22 protein-coding genes are annotated in these 23,553 nt (G+C 62.0%); 10 read left to right on the top strand and 12 right to left on the bottom strand.

Annotated features, from left to right (window positions below):
* Positions 1 to 5: 5 nt before the first annotated feature.
* Together proC and AC1DYQ_RS12880 are read left to right on the top strand one after the other, a co-directional pair.
* Positions 6 to 842: a pyrroline-5-carboxylate reductase gene (gene proC / locus AC1DYQ_RS12885; protein ID WP_477687122.1), complete on the top strand. Its 837-nt coding sequence runs from the start codon at positions 6 to 8 to the stop codon at positions 840 to 842.
* Positions 843 to 1,095: 253 nt separating this feature from the next.
* Positions 1,096 to 1,308: a hypothetical protein gene (locus AC1DYQ_RS12880; protein ID WP_477687121.1), complete on the top strand. Its 213-nt coding sequence runs from the start codon at positions 1,096 to 1,098 to the stop codon at positions 1,306 to 1,308.
* A gap of 105 nt (positions 1,309 to 1,413) precedes the next feature.
* On the opposite strand, the gene ubiA is transcribed toward AC1DYQ_RS12880, so the two are convergent.
* The 4 genes from ubiA to recG all read right to left on the bottom strand — a co-directional run bounded on the left by ubiA (position 1,414) and on the right by recG (position 6,106).
* A complete protein-coding gene (gene ubiA, locus AC1DYQ_RS12875) occupies positions 1,414 to 2,274 on the bottom strand; it encodes a 4-hydroxybenzoate octaprenyltransferase (RefSeq protein ID WP_477687120.1) in 861 nt (286 codons plus the stop codon).
* A gap of 12 nt (positions 2,275 to 2,286) precedes the next feature.
* A complete protein-coding gene (locus AC1DYQ_RS12870) occupies positions 2,287 to 2,811 on the bottom strand; it encodes a Dps family protein (RefSeq protein WP_477687119.1) in 525 nt (174 codons plus the stop codon).
* A 95-nt stretch (positions 2,812 to 2,906) separates the two neighbouring features.
* Complete coding sequence (locus AC1DYQ_RS12865; RefSeq protein ID WP_477687118.1) at positions 2,907 to 3,908, bottom strand: LysR substrate-binding domain-containing protein; 1,002 nt, start codon at positions 3,906 to 3,908, stop codon at positions 2,907 to 2,909.
* Positions 3,909 to 3,955: 47 nt separating this feature from the next.
* Positions 3,956 to 6,106: an ATP-dependent DNA helicase RecG gene (gene recG, locus AC1DYQ_RS12860; protein ID WP_477687117.1), complete on the bottom strand. Its 2,151-nt coding sequence runs from the start codon at positions 6,104 to 6,106 to the stop codon at positions 3,956 to 3,958.
* Positions 6,107 to 6,362: 256 nt separating this feature from the next.
* Here recG and queA point away from each other — a divergent pair, with 256 nt between their 5' ends.
* Genes queA through AC1DYQ_RS12830 form a run of 6 tightly spaced genes read left to right on the top strand, consistent with a single transcriptional unit; the run spans position 6,363 to position 13,061 of the window.
* Positions 6,363 to 7,424: a tRNA preQ1(34) S-adenosylmethionine ribosyltransferase-isomerase QueA gene (gene queA, locus AC1DYQ_RS12855; RefSeq protein WP_477687116.1), complete on the top strand. Its 1,062-nt coding sequence runs from the start codon at positions 6,363 to 6,365 to the stop codon at positions 7,422 to 7,424.
* Between the two features lie 31 nt (positions 7,425 to 7,455).
* Entirely contained in the window at positions 7,456 to 8,619 is a 1,164-nt protein-coding gene (gene tgt, locus AC1DYQ_RS12850; RefSeq protein ID WP_477687115.1) for a tRNA guanosine(34) transglycosylase Tgt, read from the top strand.
* Positions 8,619 to 9,851 carry a glycosyltransferase family 9 protein gene (locus AC1DYQ_RS12845; RefSeq protein WP_477687114.1) on the top strand — a complete coding sequence of 411 codons (1,233 nt, stop codon included), beginning with the start codon at positions 8,619 to 8,621 and terminating at the stop codon, positions 9,849 to 9,851. The genes tgt and AC1DYQ_RS12845 overlap by 1 nt, the downstream gene beginning before the upstream one ends.
* A gap of 10 nt (positions 9,852 to 9,861) precedes the next feature.
* Positions 9,862 to 10,401, top strand: a complete 540-nt coding sequence (locus AC1DYQ_RS12840; protein ID WP_477687113.1) for a GtrA family protein — start codon at positions 9,862 to 9,864, stop codon at positions 10,399 to 10,401.
* Positions 10,388 to 12,193, top strand: coding sequence for an ArnT family glycosyltransferase (locus tag AC1DYQ_RS12835; protein ID WP_477687112.1), 1,806 nt, complete (start codon positions 10,388 to 10,390; stop codon positions 12,191 to 12,193). The genes AC1DYQ_RS12840 and AC1DYQ_RS12835 overlap by 14 nt, the downstream gene beginning before the upstream one ends.
* Before the next feature lie 55 nt (positions 12,194 to 12,248).
* Positions 12,249 to 13,061: a YiiX/YebB-like N1pC/P60 family cysteine hydrolase gene (locus tag AC1DYQ_RS12830; RefSeq protein WP_477687111.1), complete on the top strand. Its 813-nt coding sequence runs from the start codon at positions 12,249 to 12,251 to the stop codon at positions 13,059 to 13,061.
* 47 nt (positions 13,062 to 13,108) lie between these two features.
* Here AC1DYQ_RS12830 and AC1DYQ_RS12825 read toward each other — a convergent pair whose 3' ends face one another.
* Complete coding sequence (locus AC1DYQ_RS12825) at positions 13,109 to 13,582, bottom strand: hypothetical protein (RefSeq protein WP_477687110.1); 474 nt, start codon at positions 13,580 to 13,582, stop codon at positions 13,109 to 13,111.
* 254 nt (positions 13,583 to 13,836) lie between these two features.
* On the opposite strand from AC1DYQ_RS12825, the gene AC1DYQ_RS12820 reads away from it, so the two are divergent.
* Positions 13,837 to 14,841 (top strand): aldo/keto reductase, encoded by a 1,005-nt coding sequence (locus tag AC1DYQ_RS12820; protein WP_477687109.1) that lies wholly within the window; start codon positions 13,837 to 13,839, stop codon positions 14,839 to 14,841.
* Positions 14,842 to 14,955: 114 nt separating this feature from the next.
* On the opposite strand, the gene AC1DYQ_RS12815 is transcribed toward AC1DYQ_RS12820, so the two are convergent.
* Genes AC1DYQ_RS12815 through AC1DYQ_RS12785 form a run of 7 tightly spaced genes read right to left on the bottom strand, consistent with a single transcriptional unit; the run spans position 14,956 to position 22,526 of the window.
* Positions 14,956 to 15,906 carry an alpha/beta fold hydrolase gene (locus AC1DYQ_RS12815; protein WP_477687108.1) on the bottom strand — a complete coding sequence of 317 codons (951 nt, stop codon included), beginning with the start codon at positions 15,904 to 15,906 and terminating at the stop codon, positions 14,956 to 14,958.
* Between the two features lie 55 nt (positions 15,907 to 15,961).
* Positions 15,962 to 16,996: a hypothetical protein gene (locus tag AC1DYQ_RS12810; protein WP_477687107.1), complete on the bottom strand. Its 1,035-nt coding sequence runs from the start codon at positions 16,994 to 16,996 to the stop codon at positions 15,962 to 15,964.
* Entirely contained in the window at positions 16,996 to 17,874 is an 879-nt protein-coding gene (locus AC1DYQ_RS12805) for a methyltransferase domain-containing protein (protein WP_477687106.1), read from the bottom strand. Before AC1DYQ_RS12805 ends, AC1DYQ_RS12810 begins: the two co-directional genes overlap by 1 nt.
* A gap of 15 nt (positions 17,875 to 17,889) precedes the next feature.
* Positions 17,890 to 19,266: an FAD-binding oxidoreductase gene (locus AC1DYQ_RS12800; protein ID WP_477687105.1), complete on the bottom strand. Its 1,377-nt coding sequence runs from the start codon at positions 19,264 to 19,266 to the stop codon at positions 17,890 to 17,892.
* 21 nt (positions 19,267 to 19,287) lie between these two features.
* A complete protein-coding gene (locus AC1DYQ_RS12795; RefSeq protein WP_477668725.1) occupies positions 19,288 to 19,644 on the bottom strand; it encodes a DUF805 domain-containing protein in 357 nt (118 codons plus the stop codon).
* Positions 19,641 to 21,599 carry an MFS transporter gene (locus AC1DYQ_RS12790; protein WP_477687104.1) on the bottom strand — a complete coding sequence of 653 codons (1,959 nt, stop codon included), beginning with the start codon at positions 21,597 to 21,599 and terminating at the stop codon, positions 19,641 to 19,643. The genes AC1DYQ_RS12795 and AC1DYQ_RS12790 overlap by 4 nt, the downstream gene beginning before the upstream one ends.
* Before the next feature lie 15 nt (positions 21,600 to 21,614).
* Complete coding sequence (locus tag AC1DYQ_RS12785; RefSeq protein WP_477687103.1) at positions 21,615 to 22,526, bottom strand: hypothetical protein; 912 nt, start codon at positions 22,524 to 22,526, stop codon at positions 21,615 to 21,617.
* 111 nt (positions 22,527 to 22,637) lie between these two features.
* Here AC1DYQ_RS12785 and AC1DYQ_RS12780 point away from each other — a divergent pair, with 111 nt between their 5' ends.
* Complete coding sequence (locus AC1DYQ_RS12780; RefSeq protein WP_477687102.1) at positions 22,638 to 23,369, top strand: helix-turn-helix domain-containing protein; 732 nt, start codon at positions 22,638 to 22,640, stop codon at positions 23,367 to 23,369.
* Positions 23,370 to 23,553: the final 184 nt, after the last annotated feature.

The raw sequence follows: 23,553 nt of genomic DNA, 5'->3' as shown, positions 1-23,553 counted from the left end.
AACGCATGACCTCCACTTCCCGCGCAAGCAACGAACACATCGCCTTCATAGGCGGCGGCAACATGGCCAGCGCCGTCATTGGCGGCCTGCTTAAACAAGGCATGCCAGCCAGCCAGATCCAGGTGGTCGAGCCTTTTGAGGAGCAACGCAACAAGCTCACCCGGCAATTCGGCGTGCAGGTGCATGAAAAACCGGGCGCTCCACTGGCCAGCGCCGGCCTGGTGGTCTGGGCCGTAAAGCCGCAGACTTTCAAGGACGCAGCGCTGCAAACACGCTTTCATACCAGGGCCGCCCTGCACCTGAGCGTGGCAGCCGGTGTGCGGTCCAGCAGCATCGCGCGCTGGCTGGGCACCGAACGCGTGGTGCGCGCCATGCCCAACACGCCGGCGCTGGTCGGCAAAGGCATGACGGCGCTGTTTGCGCGGGATGCCGTGACAGATGCCGACAGGCTGGCCGTCGAGAAAGTGGTCAAGCCCACAGGGGACTACCTGTGGCTCACCGAAGAAGCCCACCTGGACGCCGTCACCGCCATTTCGGGCTCCGGCCCGGCCTACGTTTTTTACTTTGTGGAAGCCATGATCGAGGCCGGGACGGATATGGGCCTTTCGCCCGAACAGGCACGCAAGCTTGCCGTTGGCACCTTTGCCGGCGCTTCGGCGCTGCTGCAGGCGTCCGACGAGACGCCACAGGCCCTGCGTGCCCAGGTCACATCCAAAGGGGGCACCACCTACGCCGCACTGACCTCCATGGAGCAGGACCGCGTCAAGATGCAGTTCATGCGTGCCATCCACACAGCAAGGCAACGTGCCGGTGAATTAGGTGACGAGTTTGGCGCGGGCTGAAATGATTTAAGAAAAAACCGCCTGAAATCCAATATGGATGAGCGCAAGCAGCTATCTATTTGATAGCAGCATGATTCTTGTGCCGCAGCGGCACAGGGCCAGGGAATTAGCACGGGTGACACCACCGGGCAAGTCAACCGCCCTGTGAGGGAAGACGTTGAAGAAGGGCGTCTGTCACGGCTATCCTGATCCTTCGTGGACAGTTCACCCGGCAACACCCGCACCATAACTTTTCCAACATCCGGAGCTTCACATGAACAAATTACTGTCCACCCTCATCAGCGCAGCCGTCCTCGCCATGCCCCTGGCCGTGATCTCCACGCCAGCAGCTGCCCAGGCCGCCGCACCCGCAGCAGCTCCCGCTGCCGCACCTGCTGAAAAAGCAACCCCTCCCGCCAAAGCCAAGGCAAAAGCCAAACACAAGGTCAAGCACAAGGCCAAGGCAAAAGCCAAAAAATCGGTGTAATTAGCCGGATGAAGTTCCGCTGAGCCCTTGATCCGGCAACGGCAGGATTAAAAAAAGCCCGCGCATGCGGGCTTTTTTGTGGCCGTCTGTTTCGGCGCAGCAGGCTCAAAGGCCCAGGTAAGACAGCGCAATTCCCGCAAATACCGCAAAACCCAGCCAATGGTTGAGGCGAAATGCCTTGAAACAGTCATCGCGCTCGCGCTTGCGGATCAGCCAGCCGTGCCACAGCGCCTGCCCGAGCGCCACCCCAATCGCTATCAAATAAATAGCTGGTTGCGCACGATCCATAAGGGCTACAGCCCAAATCGATAGGAAAACCAGGTAGCTGAGCATGACACCCGCCACATCGAACCGCCCCAATGTGATGGCCGACGTTTTCATGCCGATCTTCAGGTCGTCGTCACGGTCGACCATGGCGTATTCCGTGTCGTAGGCAATCACCCAGAACAGGTTGCCCAGCAACAGCACCCAGGCCAGCATCGGCACGCGCGACTGCACGGCGGCAAAGGCCATCGGAATGCCGAAACTGAAAGCGACCCCCAGCACCGCCTGCGGCATGGAGACATAACGTTTGGCAAAGGGATAGGCCAGCGTGACCGCCAGCGCGGCAAATGACCAGGCGATGGTGACGGTATTGGTGGTGAGTACCAGGCCAAAAGCCAACAGGGCCAGCATTGCACCCAGCAACAGCGCCTCTCTGACGGAGACGGCGCCGCTGGTCACGGGCCGCTCGGCCGTGCGTTTGACGTGGCGGTCAAAATCGCGGTCGGCCACATCGTTGACACAACAACCCGCGCTGCGCATCAGGAAGGTGCCCAAGGTAAACACGGCCAGCAGATGCCAGCCCGGAAAGCCGTGCGAAGCTACCCACAGCGCCGACAGGGTGGGCCACAGCAGCAGCAACCAACCCGCGGGGCGATTCCAGCGGATCAGTTGAAGGTAGAGGTCAAGCTTTTGCTTCAACAAGCGAGGAGCGCGTCAGTCTTCCAGCAAAGAACGCAGCATCCAGGCCGTCTGCTCATGCACCGTCAGGCGCTGTGTCAGCAAATCGGCCGTCGGCTCGTCGCTGGCTTTGTCGGCCAATGGAAACAGCTCGCGCGCCGTGCGTGCCACGGCTTCATGGCCCTGCACCAGGATGCGCACCATTTCCAGCGCCTTGGGCGGCACCACCGGTACGTCCGGAATGGAGGCCAGTTTGCTGAACTGTGCGTACGAGCCCGGCGCCGGATGGCCCAGGGAGCGGATACGCTCCGCTACGGGGTCTACCGCTGCCCACAATTCGGTGTACTGCGTCATGAACATCAGGTGCAGCGTGTTGAACATCGGCCCCGTCACGTTCCAGTGGAAGTTATGGGTAGTCAAGTACAACGTGTAGGTGTCGGCCAGCAGGCGGCTCAGGCCCTTGGCGATCGCTGCGCGGTCTTTTTCATTGATGCCAATGTTGATGGAAGGTGCGGGCTTGCCGGTGGTTTTGCCGGCTGGTTTGGCAGAAGACTTGGCCATGGTGTTTCCTTTTTAAAAATTCAGGGATAACTTTAACTTTACGAAATCAGTGCGAGGGCCGCGGCGACTGCCCTCAATACCCGACACAAACGGGCTCACGACAGGCGGATTACCCCGGGCAGCTCGCAGGCGTAAATAGCGTTGCGCAGCGCGGCAATAGCCTCGTATCGCGTGAAGCTGCGGCGCCAGGCCAGCACCACGCGCCGGCTCGGCACATCGCCGTCAAACGGCAGGTATTTGATGAACGACGGTTGCTCTGCCGCCACCTTGCTGCGGCTTGCGGCGGTTTTTCCCTTGGCGGGCTTCCTGGCAGCTGCGGCCTGCTCTGCCAGAGCCTCCTTGGGCACGCCCAGTCGAGGCACCAGCGTGATGCCCATGCCCGCCGCCACCATGTGCTTGATGGTTTCCAGCGACGAACCTTCAAAGCTTTTGCTGATGCCTTCGGCGCTGCTGGAAAAGCGTGCAAATTCGGGGCAAACCTCGAGCACGTGGTCGCGAAAGCAATGGCCGGTACCCAGCAGCAGCATGGTTTCCTTCTTGAGCTCCTCGGCCGTCACGCTCTTGCGTGACGCCAGCGCATGGGCGCTGGGCACCGCCGCCATGAAGGGTTCGTCATACAGCGGCGCGATGGCCAGGTTGGTGTCGGGAAAGGGCTCTGCCAGGATGGCACAGTCAATTTCACCGGTACGCAACTCTTCCAGCAACTTGACGGTGAAGTTTTCCTGCAGCATCAGCGGCATCTGCGGCGTATGCGCAATCGCCTGGCGCACCAGGTCGGGCAACAGGTAGGGGCCAATCGTATAGATCACGCCCAGCCGCAGCGCACCGGCCAGCGGGTCTTTGCCGCGCTTGGCAATTTCACGGATGTTGTCGGCTTGCTCCAGCACGCTCTGGGCCTGGCGCACGATTTCTTCGCCCAGAGGCGTCACGGTGATTTCGTTGGCGTTGCGCTCAAAGAGCTTGACCTGCAGCTCTTCCTCCAGCTTCTTGATAGCCACGCTGAGCGTGGGCTGCGAGACGTGACAGGCGTCGGCGCCCTTGCCGAAATGCTTTTCCCGGGCAACAGCGACGATGTATTTGAGTTCGGTCAGCGTCATGGGCTTATTGTGCTGCTTTTCTCAATCGCTGCATCGCCGGATGTTGCTTAGGCCTTCAGGTAATCGGCTTTGCCGCCCAGCCAGCGCAGGATGTGCCGGTGAGCCAGTTCCGTATGCCGGTCCAGCATCAGCGGCGCCCGCTCGCGTGCCCAGGCCAGCAGCGCGGCATCGGTCTCGAGATCGGCAAACCGCAGCAGCGGCGCGCCCGATTGCCGCGCTCCCAGGAACTCGCCGGGCCCGCGGATTTCCAGGTCGCGCCGGGCAATCTCGAAGCCGTCATTGGTTTGCGCCATGGCTTTGAGGCGTTCGCGCGCCATCTCGCCGAGTCGGGACGCATCGCCGGTCGAATACAGCAGCACGCAGGCCGACGCCGACGCGCCGCGCCCGACACGGCCGCGTAACTGGTGCAACTGGCTCAGGCCGAAGCGCTCGGCATGCTCGATCACCATCAACGAAGCATTGGGCACGTCAACGCCAACCTCAATCACCGTCGTACTCACCAGCACGCCCATTTTCCCGGCGGTGAACTGGCTCATGACGGCCTTCTTTTCTGCAACCGGCATGCGCGAATGCAGCAGCCCCACGCTGACGCCTGGCAAGGCCGCACTCAACGCTTCATGCGTTTGCGTGGCATTGACCAGGTCGATGGACTCGCTTTCCTCAATCAGTGGGCAGACCCAGTAAATCTGCCGCCCCTCCGCCAACTGGCCGCGTATGCGTACGATCACTTCATCACGACGCGCGTCGCTCACCACCTTGGTCACAATGGGGGTGCGGCCGGGTGGCAGCTCGTCGATGGTGGAGACGTCGAGGTCGGCGTAATAACTCATCGCCAGCGTGCGCGGAATCGGTGTGGCGGTCATCATCAAAAGATGGGGTTCCTGCCCGCCCTCAGTCATCTTGCTGCGCAAGGCCAGCCGCTGCGCCACGCCAAAACGGTGCTGCTCGTCGATGATGGCGAGCGCCAGGTTTTTGAACTTCACCTTGTCCTGGATCACGGCGTGGGTGCCTATGACCAGGCCCGCCTCCCCGCTCTCGATCAGCGCCAGCATCTCGCGCCGCTCTTTTGTCTTCTGGCTGCCGGTCAGCCAGGCGGTCTTGATGCCCAGCGGTTCCAGCCAGCCGATGAGCTTGCGGAAGTGTTGCTCGGCCAGGATTTCCGTAGGCGCCATCAACGCGCATTGCCAGCCCGCATCCATGCAGCGTGCCGCAGCCAGCGCCGCCACCACCGTTTTGCCGGCGCCCACGTCGCCCTGTAACAGGCGGTGCATGGGGATATTTTTTTTCAGGTCCGCTTCAATCTCATCGCACACGCGCTGCTGGGCGGCGGTCAGCCGGAAAGGCAGTCGCTCCAGCAATTGGTCATGCAGCGTGCACTGCGTGCCGCGCATGGGTGGGCCTGCCAGCGAAGGTGCGCGCATGGCTGCGCGTATGCGCCGGGCCTGCAGCTGCGACAGCTGCTGGGCCAGCAGTTCCTCGGCTTTGAGCCGCTGCCAGGCCGGGTGGCTGCGGTCTTCCAGCGTGGCCAGCGAGACATCTGGCGTGGGGTGATGCAAAAACTGTAGCGCCTCGCGCAGGTTCCATAAGGGCTGCAGCCTGTTCCAACCCAAAACTTCGGGCGGAAAGGTTTCGCGGAGATCAGCCCGCGCCAGACCACTGAGCACAGCTTTGCGCAGGTAGGTTTGCGGCAGTCCGGCCACGGTGGGATACACCGGCGTCAGCGCGCCGGGCAGCTCGCCGCCGGCCAGCCTGAAGCTGGGGTGGATCATTTCACGGCTGAGAAAGCCGCCGCGGATTTCACCCCGCACCCGAACATGGGCGCCTGTGCTCAGCGTTTTCTGGTGAGCCGGGTAAAAATTGATGAAGCGCAGCACGCAGGTATCGCTGCCGTCGTCTACAGTCACCCGTAGCTGTCGGCGCGGGCGAAAGGCGATCTCGCTGTGCGTCACCTGGCCTTCGATTTGCACCAGCTCGCCGTCCCGCGCGTCCGCCAGCCGCACGATGCGGGTTTCATCCTCGTAGCGCAGCGGCAGGTGCAAGGCCAGATCGATGTCGCGGCGCAGGCCCAGCTTCTCCAGCGCTTTTTGCGCGGGTGATTTGGGCGAGGCTTTTTCAGCCTTGGCCTGAGGCGCGGCCGTGTTCCCGGCCGCGGCCTCAGGCGGGACAGTTTTTCGGACGGAGGCACCGGGTGGCGACATGGGACAATTGTGCCGTCAACCTAGCAACCGCAGTTGACCGCCTGTAAACCTCTCAGAATCCGCTTGAATACCGTCACCCCTCCCTTCGCTGGCACTCAGCTTGTGCATAACAACGCTATGCACCCGATTGCGCCACCCGCACAGCACCATGCGGCGTTGCTCCGCCTTGTGGGCAACAGCCCACAGCGTTGTCGCGCCTTGCCTGGCGCAGCGCGGGCGGCACACTCGGGCGCATCCAACTGCGGTTTCTAGGTTTATGAAGCCCCATTTCAGCCTCAGCGATTTTGATTTCACGCTGCCCGAAGAACTCATTGCCCAACACCCTGCCGCCCAGCGCAGCGGCTCGCGCCTGCTTGACGGGCGTGAAGACCTGCCAGTGGACCGACGGTTCACCGAACTCCCCGGCCTGCTGCTGCCGGGCGACTTGCTGGTCTTCAACGACACCAAAGTCGTCAAAGCCCGGCTCTTCGGCCAGAAAGCCAGCGGCGGCAAACTGGAACTGCTGATCGAACGCGTGCTGTCGCCCCATGCGGATGCCGGCCATGAAGTCGCCGCCCACATGAAAGTCAGCAAAAAGCCCCTGCCGGGCGCAGTGCTGCAAATGGATGGCGGTTTCACCGCCACGCTGCTGGGCCGCTGGCCCGAGGAAAGCGGGCCTCTGTACCGCTTCCGCCTTAGCAGCGACCCGTATGCGCTGATGGCGCAGCACGGCCACGTGCCGCTGCCGCCCTACATTACCCATACCGACTCCGCGGACGACGAGCAGCGCTACCAGACGGTGTTTGCCAAAAACCCGGGCGCCGTGGCCGCCCCCACCGCCGCGCTGCACTTCGATGAAGTCATATTGGCGCAACTCGAAGCGCGCGGCATCCAGCGCGCGAGCGTGACGCTGCACGTGGGTGCCGGCACTTTCCAACCCGTCAAGGCCGAAAACATTGCCGACCACACCATGCATTTCGAACGTTTTGAGGTTCCCGTAGCGACGCAACAGGCCATCGCCGCCTGCAAGGCGCGTGGTGGCCGCGTGGTGGCCGTGGGCACCACCACCGTGCGGGCGCTGGAGTCGCACGCCAAATTCGGCCCCGACTGCAACGACACCAACATCTTCATCACCCCGGGCTTTGAATTTGCCGTGGTTGACCTGCTGCTGACCAACTTTCACCTGCCCAAAAGCACGCTGATGATGCTGGTCAGCGCGTTTTCGGGCTACGAACACATCATGGCGCTGTACCGCCATGCGATTGCCGGGCGATACCGCTTTTTCAGCTATGGCGATGCCATGCTGCTGGCCCGTAAAACCCCTCTGGCAGGCGCCTGATACACCCCTATACACCTGCGACAATCCCAAGATGCTCGAATTTGAAGTTCTGAAGACCGATGCTCCGGCTGGCGAAGGCGCCGGCGCCTACCTCGGTTCGTACGCCCGGCGCGGCAAGCTGACACTCAACCACGGTGAGGTGCAAACCCCCATCTTCATGCCGGTCGGCACCTATGGCACGGTCAAAGGCGTGATGCCGCAGTCGCTGCACGACATGGGCGCGCAAATCATCCTGGGCAACACCTTTCACCTCTGGATGCGCCCCGGCCTGGATGTGATGCAGCAGTTCGGCGGCCTGCACAAGTTTGAAAGCTGGAACAAGCCCATCCTGACCGACAGCGGCGGCTTCCAGGTCTGGTCGCTCGGCGAGATGCGCAAGATTTCCGAAGAGGGCGTGAAGTTCGCCTCGCCCGTCAACGGCGACAAGCTCTTTTTGACGCCCGAAATCTCGATGCAGATCCAGACCGTGCTCAACAGCGACATCGTGATGCAATTCGACGAGTGCACGCCTTACGACACCAAAGGCCATATCACCACCGAAGGCGAAGCGCGCAGCTCGATGGAGCTGAGCCTACGCTGGGCCAGCCGCTGCATCGCCGAATTCAAAAAGCTTGAGAACCCAAACGCGCTGTTCGGCATTGTGCAGGGCGGCATGTTTGAGAACCTGCGCCAGGAATCACTCGAAGCGCTGGTTGAACTGGACCTGCCCGGTTACGCCATAGGCGGCGTGAGCGTGGGCGAGCCCAAGGAAGAAATGCAGCGCATCATGGCGCACACGCCGCATCGCCTGCCGGCAAACAAGCCGCGCTACCTGATGGGAGTGGGTACGCCTGAAGACCTCGTCGAAGGCGTGGCCGCCGGCGTCGATATGTTCGACTGCGTGATGCCGACCCGTAATGCGCGCAATGGCCATATGTTCACACGCTTCGGCGACCTGAAAATCCGCAATGCGCGCTACAAGACCGAAGACCAGCCCGTTGACGCCACCTGCAGTTGCTACACCTGCAAGAATTTCTCCCGCGCGTACATGCATCACCTGGACCGCTGCGGCGAGATGCTGGGGCCCATGCTGTCGAGCATCCATAACCTGCATTACTACCTCAACCTGATGCAAGAAGTCCGCGATGCGCTCGATGCGGGGCGCTTTGGCGAGTTCACCGCGCAGTTCCGCGCCGACCGGCAGCGAGGCGTGTAATGAACATCAACCTGCAACGCTGGATTGACCGCTGGGTCGGCATTCCGCTGTGTGCTGCGGTATCGGGTGTTGATGCCGTGCTGCGGCAATTCCGCTCCGGCGCCGACCCCGCGCCGCGCGCCATCGTGGTAATTTTGCTGTCGGAGATGGGCAGCCTGGTGCTGGCCCACGACATGTTCGCACGCCTGAAGCAGCGGTATCCCGACGCGCCGCTGCATGCCCTGCTCTTCGGCAAAAACCGCGAAATCCTCGACCTCATGCAGGTGCTTGAGCCGGCCAACGTGCACACGGTGGACGACAAGTCGCTGGGCGGCCTGCTCTCCAGTTTATGGAAAGCGATTGGCGAGCTGCGGCGCGCGAATGTTGACGTGGCGATTGACTGCGAGCTGTTCTCGCGGATCAGCAGCCTGCTGTCGTATGCCAGCGGCGCGCGCATCCGCGTGGGCTTTCACCGCCACACGCAGGAAGGCCTGTATCGGGGCTCGCACATCAACCGGCCCGTTCCCTACAACCCTTACCAGCACATCAGCGCCCAGTTTCTGACGCTGGCGCGCGCGATTGATTCCACGGCCGTTCCCAAATCCAAACTGCCCGCGAATCTTGCCGCGGCAGGCACCGGAAAACCACCGCCGCACGTACAGCTGGATGCCGCGCTGGTGCCAGGCATCCGGACGCGATTGGCGCAGGACTTTCCCGCGATTGCCGGCAAGCCTCTCGTGCTGGTCTACCCGGGCGGGGGCATCTTGCCGATACGGGCCTGGCCACTGGCTTCCTACACCGCGTTGTGTGAAGGCCTGGTGGCCGACGGCTGCGCCGTGGCCGTGATCGGCCTGAAAGACGACCAGGCATTGGCGCAGCAGCTGGTGGCCAATGTGCAGGCTGCCTTCCCGGGCAGCCCCGTGATTGACCTGACCGGCTATACGCGGTCCATTTCCGAACTGCTGGCGCTCTTTCATGTGGCTCGCCTGCTGGTCACCAACGACGGTGGGCCTGGGCAGTTCGCGGCGCTCACGCCCATCTGGACACTGATGCTGTTTGGCCCCGAGACCCCGGGCCTGTATGCGCCGCTCACACCGCAGTGCCATTCCTTTTACAGCCAGTGGCCATGCTCGCCTTGCCTCACTGCCTATAACCACCGCTCGTCCTATTGCGACGGCGACAACCAGTGCCTGAAGGTCATTGCGCCCGAAGCCGTACTGGCCAAGGCGCGCGAGTGCCTGGCAACGCCCTGACCCCATTCCGATGACAACACTCCGATCCATAGCAGAGGCTGTCATCAGCCGCCTGCCTGAGCGCCTGCAACCCATGGCGCGCTGGCGCTTCATCAAGTTCGGCGTGGTGGGCGCCAGCGGCACGGTGGTAAATGTCGCCGTGCTGTACGTTGCCCAGGAATTCCTGTTCAGCCACATTGCCGACTTCCATTCCCGGCTGAACTACTCCATTGCGCTGGCCATAACCATCGCCACCATCAGCAATTTCTACTGGAACCGGCGCCTGACCTGGCGCGACCGCAAGCATGAGGTGCATCACTCGGCACTTTTCCTGTTTTCCAAGTACGTCATGGCGGCCGGCCTGGCCATCGTGCTGCAGTCACTGCTGACCAAATGGCTGGCGCTGTACATGCACTACATCCTGGCCAACGTGCTGGCGATTGCCTTGTCCAGCGTGTGTAACTTTGTGGCCAATGACCGCATGACATTTCGCCGGCGGCGCGCGAAAATCGTGACCCCTGATGCCGATGGCGCTGCGCCGCCCTCCACCGATACCCATGACAAGCCCTGAGTCCCTGAAAAATCGTATCCCGGCCCACCGCATCTGGATAACGCTGGCGCTACTGGTCGCGCTGGCTTACTTGTTTGGCCTGGCCGGTGACCACATTCCGCGCAACGGCGACGAGCTGGTCTATGCCCATATCGCCCGGCTGACGGCTGCGACCGGCAAGTGGCTGCCACTGGTCAGCTCCTACGATTTCATGCGCAACACCAAGCCACCCGTGCTGTTCTGGCAGGCGATGGTCGCCGGCGGATGGGGCGGGCACTGGACGCTGCTCAATCTGCGCCTGCCGAGCGTGGTCTATACGTGGGCAATTTCGCTTATGGTCGGGCTGCTGACCTGGAAGATCGTTCGCAACACGGCTACCGGCACGGTCACCGGTGCTGAAGAGCCGGCCGGCCGGGCCGCTGCAACCGGCAACAGCCGCCATGCCCTGACGATGGGCGCCATCGCGGCCATCGTGTACCTGTCGTTCTTCAGCACCTACCGCTATGGCAGGCCTTACCTCACCAGCGCGCCCGAAACTTTCTGGCTGTTTGGCGTGATGTTTGCCGTTGCCTGGGCGCCGGCAAAGCTGCTGGCCTCGCGCTGGAAATTTCCATTGCTCGCCGGCCTGGCCATCGGCATAGGCTGCCTCTACAAATCATTTGTCATGGTGGTGCCGGTCGGGTTCGGCCTGGCCTTGTGTTACCAGATGGTGGGTGCGCAAAAAGCCCCTTGGGCAATTTCCCGGCCCGGGATCATCACCGACGGCATCAAGGTCACAGCCATCTGCGTGCTGGCACTTGCAATCTTCGGATTGTGGTTTGCCATCGACCCGCAACCGGGAGAAGTCTGGCGCGAGTTCGTCGTCGGCGAAAATGCCGGCAAGATGAATTCGTCCAAGGGCTACTTTGCCATTGCGTTGAGCGGCAGCAGCGGCGTGTTGACGATATTGACGGGTTACTTCTCCAACGCCCTTTTCCTGCTACCCGTTGCCGTGGGCTGTTTTGTGGCGGCGTGGCGCGCCTGGCGGCAGCGCAAGGGCGCCGACCAGACCGTCAGTGATGCAGAAAAAGCCATGTGGCTCTGGATGCTGGCCTTTGCGCTGGTGTTCATGGTTCCCACCCAGCGCTCCACCCGTTACCTGATCCCCGCCATGCCCGCGCTGGCGGTACTGATCGCGTTGTACTGGGAGCGTATCTCGCGCATCTGGTTCAGCCTGACCCTGCTGATCTGCCTGGGCGGCGCGCTGGCCATGGGACTGATCGGCTTTGGCGGGGTGCGGGCTACACAGGATCCATGGCTGTACTCACCGCTCTACTGGCTCTTCCTGGGAGCACTGACGCTTGCTTGCATAGCAGGCATGTTCAAGCCCGCCTTCACGCGTCCGATCGCTGCGCTGAGCAGCTTCGCCGTACTCTTTGCGCTCGCATGGGTGACCTTGCCCTTCAACGGCGACATGGGCCATTTCCGCGCCGATACCGATGCATTGCTCAAAGGCCAGTCCGTGTCGGTGCCAAGCAATTTCAACGGGCACTTTGAGCGCTATGAGTTCATCATCCCGGGCGCCAAAATCGTTCCTTACTTTGCCGCGCAGCCGGTGGACTACGAAGACGTGAGTGCGCTGTTCAAGAACACGCGCTACGCCCTGGTGCAGCGGCGTGCCGGGCAAAAGCCCTGCGACGGCTGCCGCATCATCGACCAGCGCTGGGACCTGCGCTCACGGCAGGACGAAAAAGAAGGCACGCTGGGCGCGTTCAAGTCGCCCGAAACCTTCTGGTATGCCCAAGAATACCTGGTCGAGCACGCCGCGCCCTGAGCGTCCGCTGTTTGTTTTGTTCATTCCAACCCCGTATTTGACTGGAGCCCTGCGCATGCCGAAAACCTCACCGCAGGCCGCGATGGCCCGTCTGCTGTCCCTGGTGACTGTCCTGGGCGGCTTGCTCCTTGCGCTTGGCGGCTGCGCCACGGCCATCAAGCCGCATGCGGAGACCGGTGCGCCTATGCTGGGTTTTCAGAACATGGCCCTGAACCCGGGCAATGGTGGAGAGCTGATCAGGCCCGATGTCCTGCTGCCGGGCGACATCATCCTTACCGCCGAAAACGGCATCAACTCGGTGGGTATTCGCCTGATCACGCTATCGCCGGTCAGCCATGCTGCGATATATATGGGTAACCGGCAGATCGCCGAAGCCGTGGGCTCGGGTATCCGCGTGCGCAGCATGGACGCGCTGCTCAATGATGAGGCGACGGTGGTGGCGTTTCGCCATCCCGACCTTACCGCCGAACAGGCCATCAAGATCAACACCTTCGCGGCCAGCCATGAAGGCAAGAAATACAACTATGTCGGCGTGATGCTGCAGGCGCCTTTTGCGCTGGAGCGCCGCATGTGCGAGCTGCCGCTGGTGCCTTCCATGGTGCGCGACTTCTGTATTCGCGGCATCGCAGCCGTGCAGCTGGGGCTGGGTCGCAATGACCAGTTCTTCTGTTCGCAATTCATCCTGGAGGCCTACCGCAGTGCCGGCCTGCCGCTGACCGACGCCGACCCCCGGCTGATCAACCCCGGCGACCTGCTGCACATGCGGGAGGGCGATGTGCCCTCCATCATGATTCACAAGCCGCTGCGGTATGTGGGGCACCTCAAGGCGGCGCCCCAGATCGTCGCTGTCGAGCAGATGCAGCAGTAGCCGGCGCCGCTGTTGCGGTCGTTATGACGACGGCCACTTCAGTTGATTCAACCGCCGATGTGCATCGTGAACTGCGCACCGTTGGAGAGCTTGCACTGCCCCGTCCCCATCGTTGACGAGTTCATCTGGTAGCGGCAGCTGATATAGCTGCCCCGGCTGCCGGAGCCGTTGGCCACTCCTTCACGCGTTGAAGAGCCCGCGATGCGCGTAGCTTCCCCGTTAAAGCTTTCACCGTTGATGTTGGTGGTGAAGGTGCCGCGCCCGTTCATGTCATTGGTCACCACCGCGCCCACCATGCCGTAGGCCTGGGCAGCGTCGTTCGCCGGGTACAGCCGCGCCGCAAAGGTCGTGCTTGCCGGCATGGCCGGTGTGACATACACCGTGGAGGAAACCGGCGGATGGCCGGGTTGGACCGGCACGACGTAGCAGCCCGTCAGGGCAGTGGCACCCAACACCGCAGCGGCCAAAGCCGTGCAACGCGTCAGGCGTGACAGGGAGAACAGGGAAGAGTCGATCTTCATAAATAACCCGAAGGCCCAAGCACATGCTTGTAGAGGCAGTGTGGAGCGGAATACCTTAAAAGTTTCGTTTAAAGATACAAGATCATTAAATTAGTACGATTAGCATCAAATAAAGGTACTTCATCGAAAACCGACATATAGACAGCAAGTCTTCATGGCGGGGGGCCGCAATCGCCAAATAGCCGACGTGCAGCGCAAAGATTCAGGCTCAGGCACTATCAGCGATCCCGCTCACTTTTTTTGCAAAGATGACCATGCAATACCGCCGCCTTGGAAACAGCAACCTCAAAGTCTCCGTCCTGTGCCTGGGCACCATGATGTTCGGCAAGCAGACACCGTTTGAAGAAGCAGGCCGCATCGTGGCGTCGGCGCGCGAGCACGGGCTCAACTTCATCGACACAGCCGATGTCTACAACCAAGGGCAGTCCGAAAAAGACCTGGGCAGGCTTCTCGCGGGCCAGCGGAACCACTGGGTGTTGGCCAGCAAGCTGGGCAACCCTGTCAGCGAGGCTGTCAACGATGGCCACTACTCCCGCCGTTGGCTGGTGCAGGAAACCGAGGCCATTCTGTCCAGGCTGCAAATCGACTACCTGGACATTCTTTACCTGCACCGTGACTACCACGACGCCAACCTGGAGGAGGCGGTGCGCACGCTGGGCGACCTGATTCGCGCGGGCAAGATCCGCAGCTTCGGCCTGTCCAATTTCAGGGGGTGGCGCATCGCCGAGGTGGTGCACCTGTGCAAAGCGCTGGGCGTGCCGCAGCCCGTGGTGTGCCAGCCGTACTACAACCTGCTCAACCGCGGCCCGGAGGTTGAAATCCTGCCGGCCTGTGGCCACTACGGCATTGGAGTGGTGCCTTATAGCCCGCTGGCACGCGGCGTGCTGACCGGCAAGTACCCGCCCGGCCAGCCGCCGGCCGAAGGCACACGCGCGGGCAGCGGCGACAAGCGCATCCTGGAGACCGAGTTCCGCGAAGAGTCACTCGTTATCGCGCAGAAGATCAAGGCGCGCTGCGAAGCCCGGGGACAAGTGCCCGGCCAGTTCGCCGCAGCCTGGGTGCTGACCAATCCACTGATCAGTTCGGTCATCGTCGGCCCGCGCACCCTGCCGCACCTGGAAGATGTGTATGGTGCGGTGGAACTGGTGCTGGACAAGGACGACGAAATCTTTATTGATGATCTGGTCGTGCCCGGCCACGCATCCAGCCACGGCTACAACGACCCGGGTTACCCATTTTTTGGGCGGCCAGTCGTGTGAGCGGCTAAATTTCAGCGAATAGTAGCCGGAAGCCACGTTAATCGGGCGCAAGCAGCTCCTGATTTCATAGCAAATAAAACCTGTAAAGCCGGCAGAAGCGGCACTCGCGAACGATCAAGGTTTGAGCACTTCAGCCATACGCTGGTTGAACAGCGCTGGATCCTCAATCTGTGGAATGTGGCCGACGCCAGGCAATACCAGCAGTCTTGATCCGGCGACCAGGCGCTGCAGGGTTTCGGCCTGGGACAGCGGCGTGATCGTGTCCTCTTGCCCCCAGACCAAGGTCAGCGGCATGGGCAGCTCGCGGAAACCTTCAGGTTTCTCGCTCAAGGACTTGCCGCTCTCGCTGGCAAATTGCGCGGCCCAGTCGCCCAGGCTGGCGGTGAAGCCGTCCAGCACGAAAGGCTGCCGATAAATTGCCGTGCGCGAAGGCGTGACCACCTCCTTGCGAGCCACGAACTGGCGCAACCAGAATTCGCTGAACAAGGGCTGAGTGCCCACCGTGGCAATCAGTGCCGTGCGCAGCGGGCGAATGCCAAAGAGGCTCGCCGCCACGCCGCCGCTTTTCGCTGGTGCGGGATATTCCATCAGGCCGATTGCCGCGTCGACCAGGATGAGATGGCGCACGCGGTCGGGTTGCAGCATGGCGGCTTCGGCCGCGGGCCCGCCGCCATAGGAGTGGCCCAGCAGTGTCACCGGGCCAAGCTTCAGTGCATCAATCAAGCCGATGATGCGGCGCGCCTGTGCGTTGCGACTGTAGTCGCGCGCAGCAGGCCGCGTGCTGAAGCCGAAGGGCGGCAGGTCCACCGCAATGACGCGATAGCCGGCGGCCGCCATGGCCTTCACGTTCTGGTCCCAGGTGCCGCTCCATGCGCCGGTGCCGTGGGTCAGTACCAGGGGCGGCGCGGCCGGGTCGCCGAATTCCTGCACATACAGGTCCACGTCATGCGCATACAGCCAGCGCCCTTCCCTGGGTGCCGCCTCGCGCGGGCTTTGGTCTTCAACCCACAACATGCGGGCCCAGGAAAAAACCACAACCAGCAACAGGCAGGCCACCAGCGCCATGAGTACGCGCCACGGGTAAAAAAGCCAGGTGCGCCCTGGCTTCTGCTCTAGCCGCTTAATAGTCAAAAATGTGCTCCACCTGCAGATTGCCGGCTTGCCACTGGCGCAACGACTCGGCCAGGTGTTTGACGGGCACCGTCAACACCACCCGCCGGATGCCGGGCCGGGTGAGGATGGGTTGCCTCAGCAGTGGCGCGGCGGGGCTGGTGGGTTCCCAGGTGGCTGGCGCCAGCACGCTGACCAGGATGAATGAATCATTGCCTGCGATCTCGCTGAAATTGACGCCTTGCACCGCCAGCGCCTGGGCATAGCGCATGAATGCCTCATAGCGGGGGATGGTGACCAGGGCCGAACCGTCGGGCTTCGGCGAAAGCACCTTCAGCTCCGGCAGCGCGGTGTCGGCCCGCGGCACAGGCTTTGCCACCACGGCAGTGACCGGCAAGGGCGCATCGTAGATCGTCTGCGTGCCCAGCTTGATCAGCCGGGCATAACCCGCCTTGACCAGGTATTCGGTTGTGAGGGCAAAGCGGCGCTCCCACTTGCGGACCATGTCGGGCCCCGTGAGAGGCACATCGCGCCAAAGGCCTGCCAGCGCCTTGTCGAAGTCATACAGGTACCAGGGCTCTACGCGGATAAACCGCACATAGTCCTGCGCAACGCTGGCCGCATGCCTGTCCTCGGGCGTGGTGCGGCCGGCCAGTGATTCGGCGAGCCGCCCGACGAGCGTCTCATAGGCCGACTTGAGCGCATATTCCACCGTCGTGCTGGTGCCTATCACCATGATCATCAGGTGATAGCCAGGGTTGAGGTCGAGCCCGCGGCGGCGCGTCTCGTCGAAGACAGCTTTGTAGCTTTCCCAGAACTGGCCGATGTGGCCATAAAAAGGAAAGCGGCTGGGCGCACTGGTACCTATGAACTCGCCGTACTCATAGGGGCTGAACACCAGGAACCACTCGGGGTAAGTGAGCAGCGTCTGCTCGACGCCGCGCACATGCTCGGGCCCCGCAACCGGTGCAGGACCGGCTGCCGGCGCCATTCCGACAAGCGCGGCGAAGGCGCCCGCAACTGTGAGATTGCGCAGCCAGCGCATCACGCGGCAGCCTCGCCGGATTTTGTGAACGCCAGCAGCACGTTGTCGGAAGGATCGTGCGCCTGCAGCTCGCGCTTGCCGCTGTCCTTCAGCCCGCGTTCGCCGAGGTAAGCCACCCACTCGGCGACGGGACGGAAGTAGCGCAGCTCTCGCTGGTTGGTTTCCCATGCGCCGTTCAGGCCGGCATTGAAGACGGTGTGCACCAGCGAGACAAACGTGAACATCTCGGGCGTCGTGACGTCGTGGTCGCGCAGGATGAACACGCCGCCCGGTTTAAGCACACGCACGATGGAGGCAACATAGGCATCCAGCTTGTCCAGCGGGCAGTGGTGCAGGCCGATATAGCAGGTCACCAGGTCCGCGCTGGCATCGGGAATGCTCGCCGGCAGCGGGTCATAGTCGTTCATCGGCACAAAGCTGCCGATCTTGAACAGGCCGCCGCGCTCGGCGATGTCCACCGGCGAGTTGGTGGGCGCCACATCGTTCATCAGGGTAATGGGGCCATTGACCTTGATGCGCTTCTTCAGTTCGCTGATATAGCGGCCGGTGGAGCCGATCTCCACATAACCGTCAACCTGCTTTTTGTCGCCCAGGAGCCGCTGGGTCTGGTCGGCCATCTCCTTCTTCTGCTTGAAGAGCGCCGGCAACGCCAGGGTCAGGTCCGCCATAAAGGGCTTGATCTTCGGCAGCTCACGCTGGAGCCTGCGGTAAATGGCTTCATCGTTGTCAAGCTCGGCCGAGGTGTTCTTTATCAGTGTGTGAAAGCGGTCCTCGGGATAAAGGCGGTAGATGTTCTGCAGAAACTTGTAAAAGCCGTCGTGCCAGCGGGTGACGCTGAAAACGGCGCGAAATTCCGAGACGGGTGAGGTGGTGGTCATGGCAGGTCCTGTCGTTCAGGTGTTGGAGGCATTCAATGTGGGGTTCAGTGTGGGAGCGTAGTATTTGTCCCAGAGCACATTGCGCAAGCGGAACTGCGGATCGAGCTTGCGTTTCAGCGCGAACAGCTCTTTGGCCCGCGGATAGGCAGCATGGAACTGCTCGGCCGTTGCATGCGGCTGGTAAGGCAGGTAGTAGCTGCCGCCGACACGGATGGCCGCATCAATCAGCTCCCGCGTCCAGACCGAAACGCGGTTGATCGCGTTGTCGCGGGTGCGCTGCTTGTAATAGAGAACAAACGCAAAGGTCTCACCCCGGGCCCATGCCAGCAGGGTGCCAGGGTCGGGCCGCGCATGCCGCACCGACACGTTAAGCGCATTGACGCGATAGCGCTGCAGGATTTCCGCCATGATCGGCACGAAGTCGTCAAACCGTTCCACCGGAATGAAGTATTCCTGCAGCACATAGGTCGTGTACTTGCGCGAAGCCGGTTCAAGCTCCGCCACGTCGTAACCCGCCTCGAAGTTGCGCCAGTGCACCTTGCGGAAAAGATAAAGGAGGGGGTCAATCAGGTATTCGCGCCGCCATTTACCCAGGGGGGTTTCGGTCACGGCCCACACAAAGTAGCGGTTCACAGGATAGGTTTCGCCGCCTTGCTGCAAACGTCTTGGCTCGGTGGTGGCTTCGTCAGTGCGCGCCCACGTGACGGAGCGCACCTTGCGGTAATGCGGCGGGTACAGGTCGGCATTGTGGAAAACAGCATCCTGAAAATACCTGACCTTGGCCTTGAAGTGGCTGATGTATTCGGCCGCACTCATCTTGCGGGCCAGTCGCTTGACCTTGGTGTTGTCTGCCAGGTCCAGTTCGGCCTCAACGATCACGGCCACACCGCCGTAGCCGCCGATCACGGCGTAAAAGAGTTCCGCATTGACGGAAGGAGAAGCATCCTGCACGCTGCCGTCGGCCAGCACCACCCGGATCTCCCGCACCGACATCACTACTGCGCCCAGGCCCATGTAGCGGCCGTGACAGTTGACGCTCAGCGCGCCACCCACCGTGAAGTTGGCATAGGTTTGCATGATCTTCACGGCCAGGTCGTGCGGATCGACAAAGCGCTGTATGTCGCACCAGCGAATGCCAGCCTGTACGCGTATGGTTTTCTCCATCGGCGAGAAGCGGATGATCTGGTTGAGTTCACGCATGTCCAGGTGCAGGCTGCCGGGGCTGGCGGTTTGCCCGCCCATGCTGAAATGCCCGCCGCCCACCGACAGCGGGCCATCGGTACGGCGCACGGCATCGCACACCTCGTCCACGGTTTTGGGTTTGCTGATGGCCCAGACGGCAACCGGGTTGAGGCCGGTCACATCGTTCACGATCAAAGTGTTGTTGTGCATGTGGTGGTCCCGCGTCATCCTCTACCGCACCACCAGATAGTCGCCGCGCGGCGCCAATGGGTCGGGGCCCCAACGATTGTCTTGCGGCAAGCCGCGCCTGAAAGCCAGTTGCCACGCCAGCCACAACGCACCGGCCACCGGCACAAGGACCAGCAGCAGCCACCAGCCCGAACGATTACGGTCATGCAGGCGCCGGATGCAGAGCAATATCAACGCCGCCAGTACCGGACCATTGATGAGCCAGGCCAGAACCACCGAAGGCGCCGGCCCTGCGGCTGCCCAGGCCAGGTACAAAACCATCCACGCGATGAGGCCATGCAGCCAGAAGCCACCGCGAGAAAGCCTGCCGCCAGCCTTGAAAAATTGAAGCGCAGTCATGTCTTGTCCTGTCCCAGAAGTTGTTCCACCTTCGCCCTCAGATCCGAAGGCTCCACTTTGTCCGCAGCAATTGGCATGCCTACATTCAGGCCCACCCGGTTGAAGAGCCCGCGCCGAAAGGGTCTGGTCATGGCGACTCCTTTTTCGGCGCGGCTGAAAAATGAACCCCATAAGTCGGTCAGCGCCATCGGCACCACATTGACCTGCACACCATCACGCCGGGCATTCTCCAGAATCTTCATGACGCCGCCTTTGAACTCCTGCAGTTCGCCATTTTTTGTAATACCGCCCTCGGGAAATATTGCGAGCAAGTCGCCGTCACGCAACACCTTGGCGGCGGCTTCGAAAGCCGCCTCGTACAACGCCGGGTCTTCCGTGCGCGGTGCAATCGGGATCGCCTTGGCCAGCCGGAACAGCCAGCCCAGAACTGGCATTTTGAAGATGCGGTGGTCCATCACAAAGTAGATGGGGCGCGGGCTGGCGGCCATCAGCAGCACCGGGTCGACAAAGCTGACGTGATTGCAGGTCAGCACGGCGGCGCCGGCGGCAGGGATGTTGTCGTCGCCGGTGATCTTGAAGCGGTAGACCAGGCGCGAAGCAATCAGCGCGATAAAACGCAGCAGGTACTCGGGCACCAGCATGAAGATGTAGAACGCCACCACTGCATTGGCCAGTCCAACGAACAGGAATATTTGCGGAATGCTGAACCCGGCCTTGAGCAGGGCGCCGGCCAGGATGGCGCTGACGATCATGAACAGCGCATTGAGAATGTTGTTGGCCGCGATGATGCGCGCCCGGTGCGTGGACTGGCTGCGCAACTGGATCAGCGCGTACATCGGCACGCTGTAAAGGCCGGCAAAGAGGCTGAGCAAGGCCAGGTCGATCATTACGCGCCAATGCGCAGGCTGCGGCATGAAGGCGCCCAAGGTCATGACGGGCGCTGACGGCAAGCCGCGCGAGGCGAAGTAAAGGTCAACCGCAAACACGCTCATGCCGATGGCTCCCACAGGAACCAGCCCTATCTCGACGTGGCGTTTGCTGAGCACCTCACAGAGCAGCGATCCGGTCGCGATGCCGATGGAGAAAACGACCAACAGTAAAGACGCCACCTGCTCATTGCCGTGCAGCACCTCTTTGGCAAAACTCGGGAACTGGCTCAGGAATACCGCGCCAAAAAACCACATCCAGCTGATACCCAGCATGGAGCGGAACACCACCAGGTTGCCGTTGGCAAGCTTGAGGTTGCGCCAGGTTTCTGTCACCGGGTTCCAGTTGATTTTCAGGCCCGGGTCAGTCGCAGGCGTCAGCGGAATGAACTGCGAGACAAGCCGGCCAACCAGTGCGAGGCCGATGCATGCAATGGCCACATAGTCCGGCCCGACCTGGGGTACGGCCACCATCAGCCCGCCCACCACCTGGCCCAGCAAAATGGCCACAAAGGTGCCCATCTCAACCATGCCGTTGCCGCCGGTCAGCTCGCGCTCGTTGAGCGCCTGCGGCAGGTAGGCAAATTTGACCGGGCCGAATATCGTGGAATGCAACCCCATTAAAAACGTGCAACCCAAAAGCACGGGCACCTGGACATTGGCATTGCTGCTCATGAAGCCGACCGCAGCGATCAGCATGATCACCACTTCCAGATTCTTGACAAAGCGGATCACGCGCGTCTTCTCAAACTTGTCCGTGAGCTGCCCGCTGGTAGCAGAGAACAGCAAAAACGGCAAGATGAACAATGCCCCGATGGCCAGCCCCGCCAGCGCGGGAGGCAGCCAGCTCACGCTGAGCTGGTAGGTCACCATCACGGTGAAGGCAAACTTGAAAAGGTTGTCGTTGGCGGCGCCTGAAAATTGCGTCCAGAAGAAAGGGGCAAAGCGGCGCTGCTTGAGGAGCGCGAACTGGTTCGGATGCTCGTGAACGGGGGGTGGCGACACCGCGGCGGCCATATCAACAGGCATGCTTGACTCCTCTTTTCAGTTGTTGTGCGGCAAGCTGTGGCGAGATGGCCTGCCTGCTCTGTTTTTTAATGCTGCTGTGGATTCTGCCTTGAATTTTCGGGCGTCCAGAAGCGCCGCAACGACGGGCCAGGCAGCACAACTGGCCACCATGTGCTTCAGGGTGTGGCCCGAAACCAGTTGGCCCGTCCATTCGAACACCGCGTGGTCACCCAGCTCGAGCAGCTTGGCCAGCGCATAAATGGCCACCACCAGCATCCAGCGGATGGGCAACACCCGCCCTGCCAGCGTGGGCCGCAAACAGGCGACGCCGACAATCAGCAACATGCCACCGAGTTGCAAAACGGCCCAGGGCAGCACATTGCCCGTCTGCGACCACAGGTGCACGGACAACGGTCCGAGAACGAGGACCATTGCAGCAACCGCCATACCGGCACGGGTGCTGACGGCCTGCATGGTGCCAAGCCCGAGCAGGCCGGCGAAGGCAAACACCATGCCGCCGCGATCCCAGACCAGCCCGGCATCTCCCGGCTGCAGATGGTAGGCCGCAGAAACCACGGAGGTGAGGGCCAGGCCGGCAAAGAACAGCCCTGCGAAACCTGCGGCTGCGGCGCTGACAGCCCGCGCCTTCACCGCCCGCACAAGGGCCCAGGCACCCGCCATACCCCACAGCGCGAACGGCAGGTTGCTGAGGACGTCCATCGCATGCGGCAACCATCCCCAGGCTCGTTGGTCGGCGAAGTCGTGATAGTGCAAAGGCTGCGCCACCGACGGCCCCAGCAATGCCGCCGCCAGCATCGCAAGCAACACGCCGGCGAGCGCGCATTCGCGGCGGCAGGCCGGTGCTTTCCAGCCCGATACCTTCATCTGCGCGAACCAGGAAGGTGGTGGCACAACGCGGCGGTGGGCGGTTTTCAGGCTGATTGGCATGGGCAGCTCCTGTGTGAATGAAGCCGCACTGTGCAGGCCATCTTCCGAAAAAGCACCGAAATTAGAACCAGTTCTCGCCGCTCATCCTTAAAGTACCGATAATCGATACTTATGAGCACTACCGCAGATCTGATCACCGCCCTCAAAAAAGAGCTCAAGGCGGCGCGCATGACGTACGCCGACCTGGCCGTCAAACTTGGCATGGCCGAGTCAAGCGTCAAGCGCATGCTGGCCAGGGGCGATATGCCCCTCTCGCGTATCGACGCGATCTGCCGCGCGCTCAAGCTGGACTTTGCCGACCTGGCCAGGCGCATCGCCGACACCCAGCCCCTGCTGGCCGAACTGACCGAAGCACAGGAAAAAGCCGTGGTGGCCGACAAGAAGCTGTTGCTGGCCGCCATCTGCGTGCTGTCGCAATGGACGCTGGAGCAAATCACCACCAGTTACCGGCTGACCGAAGCCGAGTGCATCAAATACCTCGCGCAACTCGACCGCATCGGCATCATCGAGCTCAAGCCGCTGAACCGCTACCGGCTCAAGCTCGCCAAGACCTTCCGCTGGCGACCGCACGGGCCGGTCATGGACTACTTCCGCGAAAACGCCCTTCTTGACTATTTTTCCGGTGGATTTGACGGCAATGGCGAAGGCCTGCTGCTGGTACATGGCTCCATCAGCCGCGGCCTGGCGCCTTCGTTCCTTGAGCGCATGCAGCGAGTGGCGCAGGACTTTGCCCAACAGCACCAGACCGACCAGAAGCTGGGCGACAAGGACCGCGAAGGATTCACCTTGCTGCTGGCGATGCGGAGCTGGGAGTTCGAGGCCTTCGCTGCGCTCCGTAGGTAGCACCCCCGTTCAGACTCACTTCGTGTAGTCTGCTCCCCCCTCAAGGGGGCGACCCCTGCGGCCCGGCAAAGCCGGTTCCGCGGGGCCTGCTGGTATTCAGTTCAGGTCGCCGCCCGAGCCCATTGCACGCAATTATATTAGTTGGCTAAGAAAAAACGGAATTTACTGGTAATATTCAGCGAAT

It is taken from the genome of Polaromonas sp. P1_F4, assembly GCF_056405675.1.
The sequence above is the reverse complement of the archived record's forward strand: the minus strand, read 5'-3'. Positions and strand labels throughout refer to the sequence as shown.

Coding starts and splice junctions, on each gene's coding strand:
- tgt (WP_477687115.1), top strand. CDS start 7,456: ATGCTCGAATTTGAAGTTCTGAAGACCGATGCTCCGGCTGGCGAAGGC.
- AC1DYQ_RS12835 (WP_477687112.1), top strand. CDS start 10,388: ATGACAAGCCCTGAGTCCCTGAAAAATCGTATCCCGGCCCACCGCATC.
- AC1DYQ_RS12790 (WP_477687104.1), bottom strand. CDS start 21,599: ATGCCTGTTGATATGGCCGCCGCGGTGTCGCCACCCCCCGTTCACGAG.
- AC1DYQ_RS12800 (WP_477687105.1), bottom strand. CDS start 19,266: ATGCACAACAACACTTTGATCGTGAACGATGTGACCGGCCTCAACCCG.
- queA (WP_477687116.1), top strand. CDS start 6,363: ATGAAGCCCCATTTCAGCCTCAGCGATTTTGATTTCACGCTGCCCGAA.
- AC1DYQ_RS12820 (WP_477687109.1), top strand. CDS start 13,837: ATGCAATACCGCCGCCTTGGAAACAGCAACCTCAAAGTCTCCGTCCTG.
- AC1DYQ_RS12880 (WP_477687121.1), top strand. CDS start 1,096: ATGAACAAATTACTGTCCACCCTCATCAGCGCAGCCGTCCTCGCCATG.
- AC1DYQ_RS12845 (WP_477687114.1), top strand. CDS start 8,619: ATGAACATCAACCTGCAACGCTGGATTGACCGCTGGGTCGGCATTCCG.
- AC1DYQ_RS12785 (WP_477687103.1), bottom strand. CDS start 22,526: ATGCCAATCAGCCTGAAAACCGCCCACCGCCGCGTTGTGCCACCACCT.
- AC1DYQ_RS12840 (WP_477687113.1), top strand. CDS start 9,862: ATGACAACACTCCGATCCATAGCAGAGGCTGTCATCAGCCGCCTGCCT.
- AC1DYQ_RS12830 (WP_477687111.1), top strand. CDS start 12,249: ATGCCGAAAACCTCACCGCAGGCCGCGATGGCCCGTCTGCTGTCCCTG.
- AC1DYQ_RS12795 (WP_477668725.1), bottom strand. CDS start 19,644: ATGACTGCGCTTCAATTTTTCAAGGCTGGCGGCAGGCTTTCTCGCGGT.
- AC1DYQ_RS12865 (WP_477687118.1), bottom strand. CDS start 3,908: ATGACGCTGACCGAACTCAAATACATCGTCGCTGTTGCCCGGGAAAAG.
- recG (WP_477687117.1), bottom strand. CDS start 6,106: ATGTCGCCACCCGGTGCCTCCGTCCGAAAAACTGTCCCGCCTGAGGCC.
- AC1DYQ_RS12870 (WP_477687119.1), bottom strand. CDS start 2,811: ATGGCCAAGTCTTCTGCCAAACCAGCCGGCAAAACCACCGGCAAGCCC.
- AC1DYQ_RS12810 (WP_477687107.1), bottom strand. CDS start 16,996: ATGCGCTGGCTGCGCAATCTCACAGTTGCGGGCGCCTTCGCCGCGCTT.
- AC1DYQ_RS12815 (WP_477687108.1), bottom strand. CDS start 15,906: ATGGCGCTGGTGGCCTGCCTGTTGCTGGTTGTGGTTTTTTCCTGGGCC.
- AC1DYQ_RS12805 (WP_477687106.1), bottom strand. CDS start 17,874: ATGACCACCACCTCACCCGTCTCGGAATTTCGCGCCGTTTTCAGCGTC.
- proC (WP_477687122.1), top strand. CDS start 6: ATGACCTCCACTTCCCGCGCAAGCAACGAACACATCGCCTTCATAGGC.
- AC1DYQ_RS12825 (WP_477687110.1), bottom strand. CDS start 13,582: ATGAAGATCGACTCTTCCCTGTTCTCCCTGTCACGCCTGACGCGTTGC.
- AC1DYQ_RS12780 (WP_477687102.1), top strand. CDS start 22,638: ATGAGCACTACCGCAGATCTGATCACCGCCCTCAAAAAAGAGCTCAAG.